The following is a 17,394-nucleotide window of genomic DNA, read 5'->3' on the forward strand; positions in this document are numbered from 1 at the left end:
ATCCCCGCAAGGGGGATTCGGGCAAAGCGGACTCTCATCTCTCCTCTAAAGAGGCAGAGGATTCCCGTCCGCAATCCTAAAATAAAATAAAGCATAAAATTTCCAAACGGAAATTTTATGCTTTATGTCACATAATTACTAATAAAAACTCCACACTATGTATGGTGGAGGCGGTGGGAATCGAACCCACGTCCGAAGACTCCGACCACATGAGCTTCTCCGAGCGCAGTCACCTGTGAGCATTTCACCTACCAGGCTGCCAGATGACCCACTACCCGATAGGCTAGTCTGATTGTTCTCTTCCCTCGGCTACAGACGGAAGCCTTGGGCGTAGCCCGCTAAGGTTGGCCCTTAGTCACCCCACACGGGCGATGGAGCGATAAGGGTTAGCCGCAATTAAGCAGCTAAAGCGTAAGATTCTTTTTTAGCGTTTATATTTACGCTTGCGTTGTTGACGGTTTCGCAACCCACCGGCTCGCTACTCATGCTCGAACCATCCCCGTCGAATCCAGAACGCCCCCGTGAAAAAGGGTCGCTCCTGGGAAGCAGAGCAATCATAACTTATCGCTATCAAATGCTATAATGAGTATAGCATATCTCAATATATAAAGCAACATGTATGCCAAAAAATTCCTGAAATTACCTGTTTCGGGCACGTAACGCGCGTTGCATTTCCCGTTGTGCGTCGCGTTGTTTTATCGATTCGCGCTTATCGTATTTCTTCTTGCCTTTTGCCAGCCCGATTTCCACTTTACAAAACCCACGTTTGAGATACAGACGCAAAGGAATTAAAGAATAGCCTTCCATTTTCGTCTGACCGAGCAACTTGTTAATCTCGGAACGATGCAAAAGCAACTTGCGCGTACGAAGCGGATCATGGTTGTAACGGTTACCCTGCTCGTATTCGCTAATATGCACATTATACAGCCACGCTTCTCCATTTCTAATCCGCGCGAAACCGTCTCGCAAGTTTACTCGCCCTTTGCGAATGGATTTAATTTCCGTTCCGGTAAGGGCAATCCCCGCTTCATACGTTTCTTCAATAAAATAATCGTGACGCGCTTTTTTGTTTTGCGCCAACACCTTGATTCCTTCGTTACTCATCGCCCAAACCTTCCTCCACCAGCATTTTCTCGTATTTATACATAGTACCACAAAAACTGTCTTTTGAAAAAGTCATATGGACGGTCGACACACCGCGCAACCACATGCTCCTTCGGAAAGAAATGGGCGGCGAGATACGTCCTACAAGCTTTTGATTGCTTGCAATGCCTAGGAAGAAGAAACGTATTTGTTAATCTTCCCGTTTACGCACTCCTACTTCTTCTTCTTTTTCTTTTTTATGGATTTCGGGACGCTAGTTTTCTTCTTTTTCTTCTTCTCTATAAATTCCATCCAGAACGGATTTTCCTTGCCCTGGGCAGGCTTTCCTTTGCCCCGGTGTTTGCGTTCGCTGCCTGTAGCGGTGATGACTTTTACTTTGTCTTTCCCGCCGCGGCCTGGCGATTTGCTTCTTTTCAGTCCTACGACCTCAAAATCAATCGTATGTTCGTCTACATCCACGTTTACAACTCGCACACGCACTTCATCCCCGATGCGGAACATGCGTCCGGTTCGCTGACCGATCAACGCATATTGCTTTTCATGAAAATCATAATAATCATCTGTAAGGTAGCTAATATGTACCATGCCTTCGATCGTATTCGGCAATTCAACGAACATACCGAACGAAGCAACGCTGCTGACGATGCCATCAAATTCTTCGCCCATGTGCTGCAACATGTATTCCGCTTTCTTCAAATCATCCGTCTCCCGCTCAGCATCCACCGCATTGCGCTCGCGCTCGGACGACTGTTCTGCAATGGAAGGCATCTTCATATGCCATTCTGCAATGCGCTCCGGCGTAAATCCGCCCAGCTTCAGCGATTCACGAATCATGCGGTGCACAACTAAGTCCGGATAACGGCGAATCGGCGAAGTAAAATGAGTATAAAACTCAGCCGCCAGACCAAAATGACCGCGGTTTTCCGCGTCGTATTTCGCCTGTTTCATAGAACGCAACATCACCTTGGAAATGATCGTTTCTTCCGGCGTATCTTTGGCCTGGTCAAGCAATGTTTGAAGCGCACGCGGATGGATATTATTGGCTTTTCCGCGTACAAAATAACCGAAGTTGGTCACAAATTCAAGGAATGTTTGCAGACGATCTGCGTCCGGTTCCTCGTGAACCCGGTAAATAAACGGCACATTCATCCAGTGGAAATGCTCGGCTACCGTCTCATTCGCCTTCAACATAAACTCTTCAATTATCCGCTCAGCAATTGTCCGGTCACGCAGTCGCACTTCCGTCGGATTTCCCTCCGGATCTACCAGAATTTTTGCTTCCCCGAAATCAAAGTCGATCGCGCCACGCTCCATACGATAGCGACGCAGGCGCAGCGCAAGCTCTTTCATCGCTTCAAAATGCGGGATCAATTCCTTGTATCGTTCCTTTAATTCTTGATCATCTTCCTCAAGAATCTTATACACATCAGAGTAGGTCATTCTTTCGTTTGTGCGGATGACGCTTTCGTATATTTCATAGGTAACCACATTTCCTTCGTCGTCAATTTCCATATCGCATGTTAACGTAAGCCGATCCACCTTCGGGTTTAAGCTACAAATACCGTTCGACAGTCGATGCGGCAGCATAGGAATGACGCGGTCAACCAAATATACGCTCGTACCCCGGCGGAACGCTTCCATATCCAGCTCAGAATTTTCTTTCACATAATAGCTTACATCAGCAATATGAACACCAAGACGATAGTTCCCGTTTTCGAGAATCTCCACTGACACCGCATCATCCAAGTCTTTGGCATCCGCGCCGTCAATCGTGACCATAACCCGATCACGCAGGTCGCGCCGTCCCTTCATTTCCTCTTCGCTAATCGTATCCGGCACAGCTTCCGCTTCCCGCATAACCGCTTCCGGAAACGCTTCAGGGAGCCCGTACTTGCGAATAATAGAAAGAATATCGACACCTGGATCATTTTTGTGCCCTAGAATTTCAATGACTCTTCCTTCCGGGTTCCCTCGCCCGGTCTCCGGATAACGCACGATTTCCACAACGACTTTGTGTCCATCTACCGCACCCATGGATTCGCCTTTCGGAATGAAAATATCTTTCGTAATCCGCTTATCATCCGTCATCACAAAACCGTAGTGTTTTTCATCCTGATAGGTGCCAACCACCGTATGATTGGCCCGTTCTACAATCCGTACAATCTCGCCTTCCAAACGCGGTCCCCTCGTATTTTGGTTCAGACGCGCCAGCACTACATCCCCATTCATCGCACCATTCATATCGTTGGCATGAATATAAATGTCAGGCATGCCCTCTTCTTCTGGCAGTACAAACCCGAATCCTTTGGCGTGCGCCTGCAGGCGACCGCGGATCAGGTTCATTTTCTCCGGTACACCGTAACGATTCGTGCGCGTGCGAATAATCTGTCCGGTATCTTCAAGGTGGTTTAGCGTTTTGATAAATTCTTTAAAATCACTGGCCGACGTAACGCCCAGCGCTTCTTCCAACTCATGAACCGTCATGGGACGAGTCGCTCGTTCGCGCATAAACTGTAAAATATCTGCTTCTATTGCCACATCCATCCTCTCCTTTACTTAAGATAAACGTTCCTCTTCATTCTTTGTTCAAAATCTTTTGCAAAAAATCAGACACGCTCTGAAAAACACGCTCCCGCTCTTTATCCAGTGTAATAATATGTCCGGATTTATGGTAATGTTTTATTTCTTTATATTTTGAACCAATATGGGAATAAATATAATCCCCGCTCACTGGCTCGATCGTCTCGTCGTTCGTCGACTGAATCACAAGTGTCGGAGCCGTTACCCTTCTCAACTCTTTTTTCACCAGCATCATAAATTCCCAAAGGCTAGCGATGCAGACAACCGGACTTCTTTCATAAGGGAATAATTCGGATTCAATATGCGCTTCTTTCGCTTCGGAACGAGGAATATAGGGGCGTACATAGTGGACGTACTTAGCCCAGCGAATCCGTTTGTCCCGTACATCAACCGGAGCATTTAACGAAACAACGGCCTGCAAAGGACGATAATACGAAAGCCTAAGCGCGAGAAGCCCTCCCATGGACAAACCGGCTACCACAATCTGCCTGCATCCTTCCCGAACAAGTCGTTCATATCCGTCTACCGCGCTTTGCCACCAGTCCGGCCAACGTGTTTTTGCCATCTGCTCGGGTGTGGTTCCATGCCCAGCCAAAAGCGGGGCGTAAACCGTATAACCAAAACGCTGGAAATAGCGTCCCATCGGCTGCATTTCGGCGGTACTTCCAGTAAATCCATGCAACAAAAGCAATCCTGCCTCACCGCCCGGATATAAGAATGTTTCCGGAGAACGTGGTTTAGCTTTCACTTTTTATCTCTCCTTCATGCTCGTGATGACCCGGATCTAAAAAATTATCAATAAGCGAAAGCAATTGTTCCTGTTCGCAATCATGACAAATAATATGTTTCGATTCAGGGAGAATATGCAGGTACTTCTCCTCAGAACGAATGGTGCTGTATATATACTCGGCGCTGCGCGGCTCTACCAGATCATCCTTCCCCCCCTGGATAATGAGAGTGGGAACAGTAACATGCGGAAGCTCCTGTTTCAATATTTTGACCAAATGACGAAAGTGAATCACTGCACGCGGCGGCGTGGAAGTCGCTTTACGCAAATATCGGCGATACACCTCCTTCGCGTCAGCGCCCGTTGTAAAATGTTGTTTGATAATATTGGCCGCGTCTTTAAAAAGCTGGCGCGGGTTAATATAAAACAGGCTGGCGCTCAGCAGCACCAGTTTATCGACTGGATAACGAGCTGCAAGATGGGCCGCGATAAGTCCTCCCATAGAAAAACCCACCACATAAACGCTGCGACACGTCAAGAGCATATCCTGTAGCACTTCTTCAGCGGAACGAATCCAATCCTGCCATGTGACCTGCCGCAACGACAATTCGTGACCATCATGCCCTGCCAACACCGGCGCTTCAATCCGCCAGCCGCGGCCTTCAAAATGCCGGGCGATCGGTTCTACTTCGTACGGACTTCCAGTAAAACCATGAATTAACAAGCACCCAATCATGCTTATCGTCCTCCCCTGTAGATAAAGAAAAACAGCAAGTATGCTACTTGCTGTTTCCCCCTGTATCATGTTACCTGTCCACTTATTCCCAATATGCAGACTAACGCAAAAAATACGCGACCACAATCGCAAGAATCATAAACAATGTTGCCAATATTACGGTTAATTTATTCAACAAGGCGTCAATGCCCCGCGCTTTCGCTTTACCTATAATCTGTTCAGCCCCACCCGCAATCGAACCGGACAAACCGGCGCTTTTTCCAGATTGAAGCAACACGACCGCGATAAGCAAAATCGAGATAACTACAAGTAAAACCTTTAAGAATACTGTCATTCTTCTTCCTCCCAAAAACGGAGCAATCCATTTTATAATTGTTTATCATTTCATAATGTACCATAAAGGAATGCCGTCTTCAAGGCTTGCCTTTGTTCTGCGCGCGACAAGCAGGACAAACACCCTCAAGCATCACCCGTGACTCTATCGGGGAAAACTCTTCTTCAACTTCCGGCGTTACTTGTAGTGAAATCTTATCAGGACTTATGTCGATCAGCTTATCGCATTTTATACAGTGAAAGTGATGATGCGCTTCTTCAGTAATTTCAAAACGGGAACGCTCATCTTGATAATGTTCATGTACAACACCAAGCTCTTTTAACGATTTTAGCGTATTATAAACAGTGGTAAACGACAGGGTCGGAAAGTCATCGCGCATGAAATGATATATCTCTTCTGCCGTCGGATGGTTCAGGCGCATAAGAACATTGATAATCGCCAAACGCTGCACGGTCACCCGTCCGCCCCGTTCCTTAATGCGGGCAATGACCGTGTCGATGATATTCGAGTTCATCGTCCGCTCCTCCTTTATTTTTTATTATAATATACTATCTGTAAAAAATCATTACAAATAGACAATTCTGAAGATCATATAATTAAGAAAAACCAAAAAAACCTGTCACCGTCCTCCCCACAGGGAAATCCGGATGACAGGTCTCTTTTATTACGCGTTAATACCGATTATTTCTTGAGATTGTAAAACGCTGCACGGCCGGCATACTTACTAATATACGCTAATTCGTCTTCGATGCGAAGCAACTGGTTGTATTTCGCTACGCGGTCTGTGCGGGAAGGCGCGCCAGTTTTGATTTGACCAGCGTTTGTAGCCACGGCGATATCGGCGATGATGGAATCTTCCGTCTCGCCGGAACGATGGGAGATAACTGCCGTATAGCCTGCGCGCTTCGCCATTTCGATCGCGTCGAACGTTTCGGTCAACGTACCGATTTGGTTTACCTTAATCAAAATAGAGTTGGCTGTCCCCTGTTCAATACCTTGAGACAAACGATTTGTATTCGTTACGAACAAGTCGTCGCCGACCAGCTGTACACGATCGCCCAGACGTTGTGTCAGCTTGTTCCAGCCATCCCAGTCGTCTTCAGCCAGACCATCTTCGATCGAGATGATCGGATATTTGTTAACAAGCATCTCCAAATAGTCGATCATTTCATCCGTCGTTTTTGTAATGCCTTCGCCAGCCAACTCATACTTGCCGTCTTTGTACACCTCAGTGGAAGCGACATCCAGCGCCAGCATAATGTCTTCACCTGGTTTATAACCCGCTTTTTCAATAGCGGCGATGATAGTTTGTAGCGCTTCTTCGTTTGAAGACAAGTTAGGAGCGAAACCGCCCTCATCGCCTACAGCTGTATTCAATCCCTTTTCTTTTAACACAGCTTTCAGATTATGAAATACTTCCGCGCCCATACGCAATGCATGCGCAAAATTATCTGCGCCCACAGGCATAATCATAAATTCTTGAATATCCACATTGTTGTCCGCGTGTGCGCCGCCATTCAAAATATTCATCATCGGCACCGGCAAGGTCTTAGCATTAAACCCGCCCAAGTATGCATACAGCGGAACGCCCAACGCATCGGCTGCGGCACGCGCCACTGCCATGGATACGCCCAAAATAGCATTTGCGCCTAATTTGCCTTTGTTGTCTGTGCCGTCAAGCTCAATCAGCAGGTTGTCAATATCCACTTGAGCCAGTGCGTCAAAGCCCTCAAGTTCAGGAGCAATGATATTGTTTACGTTATCTACTGCTTTTAATACGCCCTTACCAAGATAACGCGTTTTCTCACCATCACGCAACTCTACAGCTTCATGCGCACCGGTGGAAGCGCCGGATGGAACCATCGCACGGCCCATCGCACCGGATTCAAGATACACTTCGACTTCTACCGTCGGGTTACCACGGGAGTCCAACACTTCACGTGCGTAAATATCTGAAATAATGGTCATTTGTTTCATCTCCTTCAATGTATGTATATCTTAATATAAAGGTTTTCCCGTCATTTCTTTAGGTTGTTCAACACCCAATAATTTTAAAATGGTCGGCGAAATATCGGCAAGAACGCCGCCTTCACGCAATTCCACGCCTTTTTTCGTCAGGATAAATGGTACCGGATACGTGCTGTGCGAAGTCACCGGATTGCCTTCCTCATCCAGCATCAAATCCGCGTTGCCGTGATCGGCAGTCACAAGCGCTACCCCGCCTTTTGCAAGGACGGCTTCCACAACCCTGCCCATGCATTCGTCCACGGTTTCGACCGCTTTAATAGTCGGCTCCATCATGCCAGAGTGACCAACCATATCACAGTTGGCAAAGTTCAAAATAATGACATCATGCGTATCCGCCTCAATCTCCTTCAAAAGGGCTTCGGTCACTTCATACGCGCTCATCTCCGGCTTTAAATCGTATGTCGCCACTTTTGGCGAGTTAATCAAAATTCGCTTTTCACCTTCGAACTCGGCTTCGCGCCCACCGCTGAAGAAGAATGTAACATGTGGGTATTTCTCCGTCTCAGCGATACGCAATTGGCGCAGATTATGCTGCGACAGTACTTCGCCCAGCGTATTATCCAGATCAGTCGGCTTGTAGGCCACATAACCGCCCACCGTCTCGCTGAATTTTGTCATGCAGACGTAGAACAAATTCTTCGGTCGCTTGTCACCACGATCAAATCCGCGAAAATCTTCGTTGGTAAAGACTTGCGACAGCTGAATGGCCCGATCCGGGCGGAAATTAAAGAAAATCACACTGTCATTGTCTTTCACTGTCGCCACTGGCGTACCGTCAGCATTAGTAATAACGGTTGGCATGACAAATTCATCGTATACGCTTCGCTCATAAGATTCTTGCACCGCTTCAATCGGATCGGTATATTTCGGACCTTCCGCATATACCATAGCACGGTATGATTTCTCCGTACGCTCCCAGCGTCTATCGCGATCCATTGCGTAATAGCGCCCTTGTACCGTCGCAATGCGGCCTACGCCGTATTCTTTGATTTTGTCCTGAAGCTGCTGGATATACATCACTGCGCTGTCAGGGGCCACATCGCGTCCATCCAGGAACGCATGAATATAAACGCGATCCAAATTTTCTTGTTTCGCCATTCTCAATAATGCAAACAGGTGCTCAATATGACTGTGTACGCCGCCATCTGACACAAGACCGTACAGATGCAGGTCGGTGTTATTCTCTTTGGCGTGTTGAATAGCTTTCAATAATGTTTCATTTTTGAAAAATTGTCCTTCTTGAATATCTTTCGTTACGCGTGTTAAATCCTGATACACGACACGACCTGCGCCAAGATTAAGGTGTCCGACTTCCGAGTTTCCCATTTGTCCTTCCGGAAGCCCGACCGCAAGGCCACTTGCACCAAGCAATGTATGTGGATATTCATTCCAGTATTTATCAAAGTTTGGAGTGTTCGCCTGCTTGATAGCGTTTCCGTACTCCTCTTCCCTGTATCCGAACCCGTCCATAATGATAAGCGCTACTGGTTTCGGTCGATTCATATTCCTCATTGCCTCCTAACCGCTTCTACCAATTGCAGGAATGAATCCGGAGCTAGACTTGCGCCTCCAACGAGCGCGCCATCAATATCCGGCTGTTCCAAATAGGCCATAATGTTGTCAGGCTTTACCGAGCCCCCATACTGAATGCGTACTTGCGAGGCGACTTGACTGTCAAACGCATCCTCTACCATGCTGCGGATAAAAGCGATCACTTCCTGTGCGTCTTCTGCTGAAGAAGATTTACCGGTGCCAATCGCCCAAACCGGTTCATACGCGATGACAAGTTGCTTCGCCTGTTCGCTCGACAGTCCTTCAACCGCACGGATAACCTGATCGCGCACCAGTTCCTTCGTTTTTCCGCTTTCGCGCTGTTCCAAGTTTTCCCCAACGCAAACAATAGGAAGTAAACCATGGGCAAACGCGGCTTTTGCTTTCCGATTTACCGTCTCATCCGTTTCAGCAAAATATTCCCGGCGCTCTGAATGCCCGATAATCACATACTTCACTCCAATTTCGACAAGCATACCAGGACTTATTTCTCCGGTATAAGCACCGGACTCTTCCCAGTGAACATTCTGCGCCCCGATTGCGGCCGGATAATTGTGCAATTCTTCCACCAGCGCGGCCAATGCAGTGAACGGAGCGCAAATAACCGTTTCCACTTTTCCTCCCGGCAGAAAAGAGCGTACCGCACGGACGAAATCGCGCGCCTCCTGTATCGTTTTATGCATTTTCCAGTTCCCAGCAATAATAGGGGTTCTTTGCATGAGTGTGTCAACTCCTTACTTATCAGCCAGCACAGCTACGCCCGGAAGTTCTTTGCCTTCCATGAATTCAAGCGAAGCTCCGCCGCCTGTTGAAATATGAGTCATCGCTTCCGTCACGCCCGCCTTTTCTACCGCGGCCACAGAATCACCGCCGCCAATAATCGTCGTTCCGTTCACTTCTTTCAGCGCGCGGGCGATCGCGTTTGTTCCTTCCGCGAACGTATTCATTTCGAATACACCCATCGGGCCGTTCCATACGACCGTCTTGGATCCGAGAATTGCTTCTCTGTAGCGTTCTATCGTTTTCGGTCCGATATCAAGCGCCTGCCATCCCTCCGGAATCGCGTCTACATCTACGATTTTCGTGTTAGCATCGTTTGCGAATGCATCCGCTACTACAACATCGACCGGAATCAGAAATGTAACTCCCTTTTGCTCAGCCTGCTCCATGAAAGACTTCGCAAGCTCTACTTTTTCTTCTTCAAGAAGCGAGCTTCCGACATCGTACCCTTTTGCTTTAATAAATGTGTTGGATAGGCCGCCACCTACAATTAAATTATCTACTTTCTCCAGTAAGTTTTCAATGACGCCGATCTTATCCTTCACTTTCGCCCCGCCGATAATCGCGGTAAACGGGCGTTCCGGCTGGGAAATCGCTTTGCCTAAGAATTCAATCTCTTTTTCCATGAGAAAACCGGCTACACCTTCAATGTAATTGGCGACGCCTGCTGTCGAAGCGTGTGCACGGTGCGCCGTGCCGAATGCGTCATTGACAAATAAATCTGCCAGCGATGCAAATTGCCTGGACAGTTCTTCGTCATTTTTCTCTTCGCCCGGATGAAAGCGAACGTTCTCAAGCAGCATAACTTCACCGTCATTCAAATTTTCGGCTTCCGCTTTCACAGCCTCGCTATAAACCTCATCCATTTTTTTAACCGGCTGGCCAAGCAGTTGAGACAGGCGCTCTGCCACAGCGTTTAAACGCAATTCTTCCACTACTTTTCCTTTCGGGCGGCCGAGATGGCTTGCCATAATAATGCGTGCGCCGTTTTGCACAAGGTACTCAATCGTCGGCAATGCCGCACGAATTCTTGTATCATCCGTAATCCTTCCCTCTTCCATCGGAACATTGAAATCAAAACGGCAGAACACACGCTTCCCTCTTACATCAACGTCGCGAACGGACTTCTTATTCATATACAGTACCCTCCTCTTTTCCATCAAACCCAATGATATCTGTATATTTTTCGCTATTTATCTTTTCTTAGCCGTTAAGAAAAAAGGAGGAGAATATCCACCTATTCCCTCCCCCTTTTCATAACCGATTATATTTTAGCCGCTAGGCACCTTTTTTTGCAACACAATTCACAAAATCAAACATACTTTTTATCTTTTAAAATCCTTTTTTGGCAACATAATTCACTAAATCAACCACACGGTTTGAATAGCCCCATTCATTGTCATACCAAGATACTACTTTGACCATATTGTCCTCGATTACCATCGTGGACAACGCGTCGATGATGGAAGAGCGTGGATCACCGTTGTAATCACGCGACACGAGCGGCTCTTCAGAATAACCAAGGATACCTTCCAGTTCGTTTTCGGAAGCGGCTTTCAGCGCTTGATTCACTTCTTCCACTGTTACATTTTTATCAAGCTCAGCCACAAGGTCTACCACAGATACGTTCGGAGTGGGCACACGCATCGCAAAACCATTTAATTTGCCTTTCAGTTCAGGCAACACAAGCGCAACGGCACGCGCGGCGCCAGTCGTTGTCGGAATGATGGACATGCCGGCAGCGCGGGCACGGCGCATATCTTTATGCGGCAAATCAAGAATTTGCTGATCGTTTGTGTAAGAATGTACTGTAGTCATTAGACCGCGTCGAATGCCGAACTTTCTGTGCAATACTTTCGCGAGCGGAGCCAAACAGTTCGTAGTGCAAGACGCATTAGAGATTACATGATGTTTTTCCGGATCGTATGTTCCTTCATTTACACCCAGCACAATGGTAATATCCTCGTTTTTCGCAGGGGCGGAAATTATGACTTTTTTCGCGCCGGCTTCTAGGTGCTTTGCTGCATCTTCACGCTTTGTAAAGCGGCCGGTCGATTCTACAACAATATCCACGCCCCACTCTTTCCACGGCAACTTTGCCGGATCACGTTCAGCGGATACTTTTATGCTATGATCACCGATAACAATAGCATTATCTTCTGCCCGTACATTCTGATGATACGTTCCATGCACGGAATCGTACTTAAAAAGATGAGCTAACGTTGCAGCATCTGTTAAGTCATTAATCCCTACAACTTCCACTTCAGGGTTTTGCAAGGCTACCCGCAATACGTTACGTCCAATGCGTCCAAAACCATTAATCCCTATTTTCACCATACTTTATCCTCCTTGTCATATTTCAAGCGCCTTCTAAAGAAAACGCTTATTCCTCTTTTCCCAAAAGAATAAACATCTCTCTCGCTGCCGCCTCATCGGTAACAAGCAAATAATTGCTGCGCTTTCTTATATACGACAGAATCGCTTTTGCCTTACTTTTACCGCCAGCGATCGCAAGCACCGTATCCAGTTTGTTCACATTCTCCATCCGCATGCCTACAGTGTTCATGCGGTACACCATCTCACCTGGGCCATTAAAATAATATCCGAACACTTCGGATACAGCCTTTCGTTCTTTTAGTATACGAACAATTTCTTCATCCAAACCGCGCCGGCGCGCCATTTCTTCTGCTGCTCCAATCCCATGCACAAGAATGCTTGCCCTGTGAATTAAATCAAGTACGTCTGAAATCACGGGATCGCGCTGTACATTCTGGAGCGTCTCCTGCTGTATAATATCTGGCAAATAAAGCAAACGATAGGAAGCTCCCAGATTGCGCGCCATTTGTGCGGTTACAGTATTCGACTCCAACTCCACCTCTTCGCCCAGTGCGCCGCGCGCAGGAACAAGAATAACATTTTCAGTGTGGGTAGGTTGCACATGGCGGGCCACCCGCGCCATCGTACTTCCTCCCGCGACCGCTACAATCTTATCGTCATCAAGAAGGCGAATCAGTTCTTGCGCAGCCTGTCGGGCCAGATCATCTTTAACCCAATCGCTTTCATCCGCATCGCCAGGCACGATAACAACTTGGCGTACCGCTAAACGATGCGCCGCCGCCATTTCCAGTTGGTTGATTCCGCCTACTTCTTTCCAGAATGACTGAAACCCTTCAATCATGCTTTCGCCATCCGGAGTTACAAACATGCCGGCACGGTTCAAATCAATTAAACGTTGCTCGCGAAGAAATTCCACTTCACGCCGGATTATCCTTTCCGTGCTCTGCATGACTTCGGCAAGCGCACGCCTTCCGACCGGCTGCAAAAGCCGAATTTGACGTAAAATTTTGTATCGGTTCTCAACGATGACCATTGCCTCGGGGGCCATCCGTTGAAGCAGAGAAGGCCAATTCGTCTCTATCACGCTTTCCACCTTTAGATTATAGGGACAAAAAATGTCCCTAATAGATATTTTTCGTCCCACAAATGTTATAAAAGAATGCCTGTCAATGCACAGGCATTTTTTATTCAACTTCATTTTATCAAAACTTTCCTTCTCTTTCAAGCATGCTTTGTGGAACGAAGTGCCAGTTCCCGACGTAACCATAACTCCGTTACTTTGGAAACAAAGACCTTTTCCCCGTTGATATGTACCACAGGGATCAACTGGCCATATGTTTCTTCGAGAGCCGGATTATCTGCAATGTCCACCATCTCAAGTTCGATGGGATAATCTCTCGCCACTCGCTCAACCTTCTCTTTTGCCTTATCACATCTTTCGCAGCCTTCTCTCGTGTAAATCGTAATGCGAAAAGGTGTTTCCATCCCCATATCCCTTACTCCTTTGCCAGCAAACGCTCCCATCGCCAGAAGCGAAGAAATTCTGGCGCAAGATTTGTTAAAAACGCTTTCTTTTCGATGAAGAATCAATATTCATCTCTTCGCGGTATTTTGCCACGGTACGACGTGAGATTTCAATTCCTTCCTTCACGAGAATATCAGTAATCTTCTGGTCAGAGAGCGGCTTTTTCTTGTCTTCTGCGTCAATCAAAGCCTTGATTTTTTCTTTAATACTGAGAACAGAAGAAGCTGCTCCTCCATCCACCCTGTTCAGGCCAGTGGTAAAGAAATACTTTAGCTCGAACAGCCCGCGCGGCGTTTGCACATATTTGTTGCTGGTTGCGCGGCTGATGGTCGACTCATGCAGTCCGACCTTCTCCGCGATGTCGCGCAACGTCATCGGTTTCAGTCCGGACGGCCCTTTTTCGAAAAAGTCTCGCTGCTCTTCAACAATGGCCTGTGTGACTTTGTACAATGTCATGCGCCGTTGCTCGATGCTACGAATCAACCAAAGTGCGGAATTTAGCTTATCCTGGATATAGCGCTGCACTGTGTCTACTTCATCTTTTTGCAGCATCCGCTGATAAAAGCGGTTAATCGTCAAATTCGGGGTGCTGCTTTCATTAACCATGACCACATACTCATCTTCGACTTTCTCTACCGTTACGTCCGGCACGATATAACGGGGTGTCCCCTGAGCGAATTCCGCACCTGGGCGCGGATTCAACGTGCGCAAATAGTCTGCCGCCTGCTGTACCTCTTGCGGTGTAACCTTCAGGGAAGAAGCAATTTTCTGATAGCGCTTTTCTGCCAAATCTTCAAGATGGTGTTCTACGATAGCCATTGCCAGCGTATTCTCTTCCGGCTTTGCCTTTAACTGAAGCAATAAACATTCCGCAAGTGAGCGCGCACCTATACCAACAGGTTCCAACGTTTGCAAAAGCGAGATCATTTCTTCAATCTTTTCGACATTCGTATTAAGAATGTCCGCTGCCTCCGCCTCTGAAATCGTTAAGTAACCGCTTTCATTAAGGTTACCAATTAAAAAATTCAAAATCCGTTTTTCGACTGGCGTCACATCTTTAAGCATTGCCACTTGCTCAAGCAAGTTCTCCTCCAGCGTAGTTCCGCCTGCCGAAATAAAATTAAACGGATCATAGTCCTGTGCTGTTCCCATACTTTTTTGGTAATACGTCTCGTCTCCTGTTGCATTGGCACGAGCATAATCTTTCCAATCAATATCATCATGATTATTTTTCTTTTTCTCTATAGCTATGTCCGTCGTCGTTAGTTCCCGGTGCCGTTCCGACATGTCAAGAATCGGGTTCTCTGTAACCTGTTGCCGCAGGAATTCAAGCAAATCGACAGCCGAGTACTGAAGAATGGTTATTGCCTGACGCAACTCAGGCGTCATGACTAACTTCAACGTCTGTTGCTGATACAAACCGAACCCCATTTGCATCTGGCATCACCTTCTTTTCTGTGAAACTTTTTCTCTTATTCATTATTATATAACAATTCTCAACAAATTTCGCTAGCAAAAATCCTGCCAATTACAAAAATGGGGCGCGGGGCATATTTCCTCTTTATCTTCCTTACTTATATGGCAATTATGTTGACTGCTTCATAACATAAGTATACAAAGAAAAAGAGCGCAAAGCTTTGCGCTCCCGCTCTTTTAGATATTTCATCACGTTCTCGGATGTTTTTCGTTCTTTATTATTTGCCACTCTTCTTTGCAACCATATCGTGGTTGCTCTGTGCCGTTCAATGAAGCGAACGCTTATAAGCACAAGAACGATCACAACCCTCTTTTTGGCATGCCATCATTTGCTCCAGGCTACACTCCAGATGGCTGACAGAGCGTTTCGCAAACACGATCGGGACGTTCCGTTTCTTGGCGTCCGCTTTTACCCGTTTAGCCAAGTTATGGTTTATGTAATCGGTAAATACAATCACTCCCTTGACCATTTGCGGCAATGAATAGGCTTGGTCCTTTTTCTTTCTTCCTGAAACATGAATCAATTCCCCATCCAGTTTCTCTTCTAGTAAAGCATTAATATTTCCAAGTCGATCCGCTCCAATTACAACGTACGCCATCTTCTGTCCCTCCTCCTGTTATGAACACTTCTGTTTTTTTTATCATAATATATTTGATAAAGATTATCAATATCAATTAAGTTTATTTAAGGAAAAAACGAGACGGCTCCCCTTTGCCGTCTCGTCTTATTATCTTCCGCTGTTATAAATGCTCTTTAAAGAATTTCGTTGTAACATCAAGTGCTTCAAGAAACTGCGGAGTATCCTCTTTATGTGGATGCACCATATTGAACGTATGCCCAGCACCTTCTATCCAATGAAGCGTTGCGTTTTTTGCATGCTTTTTCAGACTGTATGCTCCTTTGACAAGATGGTCGAAATCTTCTCGCCCCTGCACGATAAGCAGCGGTATGTCAAGATGAGCCACGCAATTGAGTAAGTCATACTGGCGAGCGTTCACTTCAATATCGTCCAGTACCACTTTTTCAATTGGCATCTGCTGGCCTGTTCTTCCGTTAATGACATAACCTACTCCTTTTTCTTCCACTTGTTTTCGCACTTCAGGGCCAAAAATATCAACATGAGCGATCCCGTTCCATGTCACAATAACCTGCACATTCTCCGGATGAGCAGACGCATATAAAATCGTATCACCGCCACCTTTGCTGTGGCCCATGATGCCTATACGGCGCGGGTTCATATGCTCGGCTAGCGGAAGCGTACCCCGCTTCACCTGCTGAACGAGAAAATCAAGATCGTTCAGTTCCTGTTGATACGTATTACGCCCAAATTTTTCAAGCTCGGTAAAATTCACCAGATCCTTGCCTATACCGTTTCCAGAAAAGTTAAACGTAATGGCGACAAATCCCTGAGCGGCGAAATACTCGCCCATACGCGGGAACATCCCCCAGTCTTTAAATCCTTTAAAGCCATGACAAATAATAACAACCGGCTTTTTGTCAAATTCTTTTGTTTCATCGCTGATAAAAACATCGCCGCGAATCGTTAAATTTTCTTCCCGTATCAGCGTAAACGATTGTTTCAACGCGCTCTCCTCCCACATTTCGCTTTCTGAATAGTTAAGCGAAGTTATCTGGAGCGATTTCCGGAGCGGTAAAAGCAGGTGGCGTGCTTACTTCCTTAATATCGAGCACATGCCGATTATACACGATAAGCTGTCTCCCTTCTTCCGCCGTTTCGAAGACGAAAGCACGATTTTTCAGAGTATAAAGAATATGACCGACCACACACACCAACTCTCCGTCCAAATCGCTATATGTTAATTGTATCATTTTTCCAATATATTTATCATATTGCATCATAAATATAACTCCTTTCAAGATGTATAACTTGAAACTATGATATGAATTTGTTGTATAAACATCACCTTCCATCTATCCTGCTCTCTCATAAATAAACACAAACAGATACATATGCAAAATTTTATTTATTATCACACATTTTATTATAATATGTCTCCTTTTCGACAAAAGTTCCCTAAAGATTACACAAATCCCCTCTTACATTCAATCGTGTTCTACCCTTCAGAATCCCCTCAAACTTTCCCCTCTTCCCGTAAACTCGGTTGCCAGCGGCATTTCCTTCTAAACTGAAATATTTATAAATCATCCGTTTATGTTGATTAAATTCCAGAAAAAAAGCATATAACTGAAGAGA

17 protein-coding genes and 1 other RNA gene are annotated in these 17,394 nt (G+C 46.3%); all 18 read right to left on the reverse strand.

Annotated elements, in window-relative coordinates; translation table 11 throughout:
• Positions 1–162 precede the first annotated feature (162 nt).
• Positions 163–521, reverse strand: a transfer-messenger RNA (tmRNA) gene (ssrA, locus tag K3F53_RS16525).
• A gap of 118 nt (positions 522–639) precedes the next feature.
• Positions 640–1,104, reverse strand: a complete 465-nt coding sequence (gene smpB / locus K3F53_RS16530) for an SsrA-binding protein SmpB (protein ID WP_057897574.1) — start codon at positions 1,102–1,104, stop codon at positions 640–642.
• 213 nt (positions 1,105–1,317) lie between these two features.
• On the reverse strand, positions 1,318–3,648 hold the full coding sequence (gene rnr, locus K3F53_RS16535) for a ribonuclease R (RefSeq protein WP_057897573.1): 2,331 nt from the start codon (positions 3,646–3,648) through the stop codon (positions 1,318–1,320).
• 31 nt (positions 3,649–3,679) lie between these two features.
• Positions 3,680–4,432 (reverse strand): alpha/beta hydrolase, encoded by a 753-nt coding sequence (locus K3F53_RS16540; protein WP_057897572.1) that lies wholly within the window; start codon positions 4,430–4,432, stop codon positions 3,680–3,682.
• Positions 4,422–5,147 (reverse strand): alpha/beta hydrolase, encoded by a 726-nt coding sequence (locus tag K3F53_RS16545; protein WP_057897571.1) that lies wholly within the window; start codon positions 5,145–5,147, stop codon positions 4,422–4,424. The genes K3F53_RS16540 and K3F53_RS16545 overlap by 11 nt, the downstream gene beginning before the upstream one ends.
• Positions 5,148–5,247: 100 nt before the next feature.
• Complete coding sequence (gene secG, locus K3F53_RS16550; protein ID WP_057897570.1) at positions 5,248–5,481, reverse strand: preprotein translocase subunit SecG; 234 nt, start codon at positions 5,479–5,481, stop codon at positions 5,248–5,250.
• 79 nt (positions 5,482–5,560) lie between these two features.
• Positions 5,561–5,995 carry a Fur family transcriptional regulator gene (locus K3F53_RS16555; protein ID WP_057897569.1) on the reverse strand — a complete coding sequence of 145 codons (435 nt, stop codon included), beginning with the start codon at positions 5,993–5,995 and terminating at the stop codon, positions 5,561–5,563.
• A gap of 167 nt (positions 5,996–6,162) precedes the next feature.
• Entirely contained in the window at positions 6,163–7,449 is a 1,287-nt protein-coding gene (eno, locus tag K3F53_RS16560) for a phosphopyruvate hydratase (RefSeq protein WP_057897568.1), read from the reverse strand.
• A 30-nt stretch (positions 7,450–7,479) separates the two neighbouring features.
• Entirely contained in the window at positions 7,480–9,012 is a 1,533-nt protein-coding gene (gene gpmI, locus K3F53_RS16565; protein WP_220559131.1) for a 2,3-bisphosphoglycerate-independent phosphoglycerate mutase, read from the reverse strand.
• 5 nt (positions 9,013–9,017) lie between these two features.
• The gene (gene tpiA, locus K3F53_RS16570) at positions 9,018–9,779 is read right to left on the reverse strand and encodes a triose-phosphate isomerase (RefSeq protein WP_220559132.1); all 762 of its coding nucleotides are present in this window, start codon (positions 9,777–9,779) and stop codon (positions 9,018–9,020) included.
• Between the two features lie 15 nt (positions 9,780–9,794).
• On the reverse strand, positions 9,795–10,976 hold the full coding sequence (locus K3F53_RS16575; protein WP_057897565.1) for a phosphoglycerate kinase: 1,182 nt from the start codon (positions 10,974–10,976) through the stop codon (positions 9,795–9,797).
• A 196-nt stretch (positions 10,977–11,172) separates the two neighbouring features.
• Positions 11,173–12,177, reverse strand: coding sequence for an ArsJ-associated glyceraldehyde-3-phosphate dehydrogenase (locus K3F53_RS16580; RefSeq protein WP_220559133.1), 1,005 nt, complete (start codon positions 12,175–12,177; stop codon positions 11,173–11,175).
• A 46-nt stretch (positions 12,178–12,223) separates the two neighbouring features.
• Positions 12,224–13,261: a sugar-binding transcriptional regulator gene (locus K3F53_RS16585; protein ID WP_057897563.1), complete on the reverse strand. Its 1,038-nt coding sequence runs from the start codon at positions 13,259–13,261 to the stop codon at positions 12,224–12,226.
• 137 nt (positions 13,262–13,398) lie between these two features.
• Positions 13,399–13,767 carry a glutaredoxin family protein gene (locus tag K3F53_RS16590; protein ID WP_217639401.1) on the reverse strand — a complete coding sequence of 123 codons (369 nt, stop codon included), beginning with the start codon at positions 13,765–13,767 and terminating at the stop codon, positions 13,399–13,401.
• Positions 13,736–15,139 carry an RNA polymerase factor sigma-54 gene (gene rpoN / locus K3F53_RS16595; protein WP_057897562.1) on the reverse strand — a complete coding sequence of 468 codons (1,404 nt, stop codon included), beginning with the start codon at positions 15,137–15,139 and terminating at the stop codon, positions 13,736–13,738. The genes K3F53_RS16590 and rpoN overlap by 32 nt, the downstream gene beginning before the upstream one ends.
• A 305-nt stretch (positions 15,140–15,444) precedes the next feature.
• A complete protein-coding gene (locus tag K3F53_RS16600) occupies positions 15,445–15,777 on the reverse strand; it encodes a DUF2325 domain-containing protein (protein WP_057897561.1) in 333 nt (110 codons plus the stop codon).
• A 142-nt stretch (positions 15,778–15,919) separates the two neighbouring features.
• The gene (locus tag K3F53_RS16605; RefSeq protein WP_162264988.1) at positions 15,920–16,762 is read right to left on the reverse strand and encodes an alpha/beta hydrolase family protein; all 843 of its coding nucleotides are present in this window, start codon (positions 16,760–16,762) and stop codon (positions 15,920–15,922) included.
• 34 nt (positions 16,763–16,796) lie between these two features.
• Positions 16,797–17,039 (reverse strand): hypothetical protein, encoded by a 243-nt coding sequence (locus tag K3F53_RS16610; protein ID WP_057897559.1) that lies wholly within the window; start codon positions 17,037–17,039, stop codon positions 16,797–16,799.
• Positions 17,040–17,394: the final 355 nt, after the last annotated feature.

It is taken from the genome of Aneurinibacillus thermoaerophilus (assembly GCF_019603355.1).
GTDB lineage: Bacteria > Bacillota > Bacilli > Aneurinibacillales > Aneurinibacillaceae > Aneurinibacillus > Aneurinibacillus thermoaerophilus.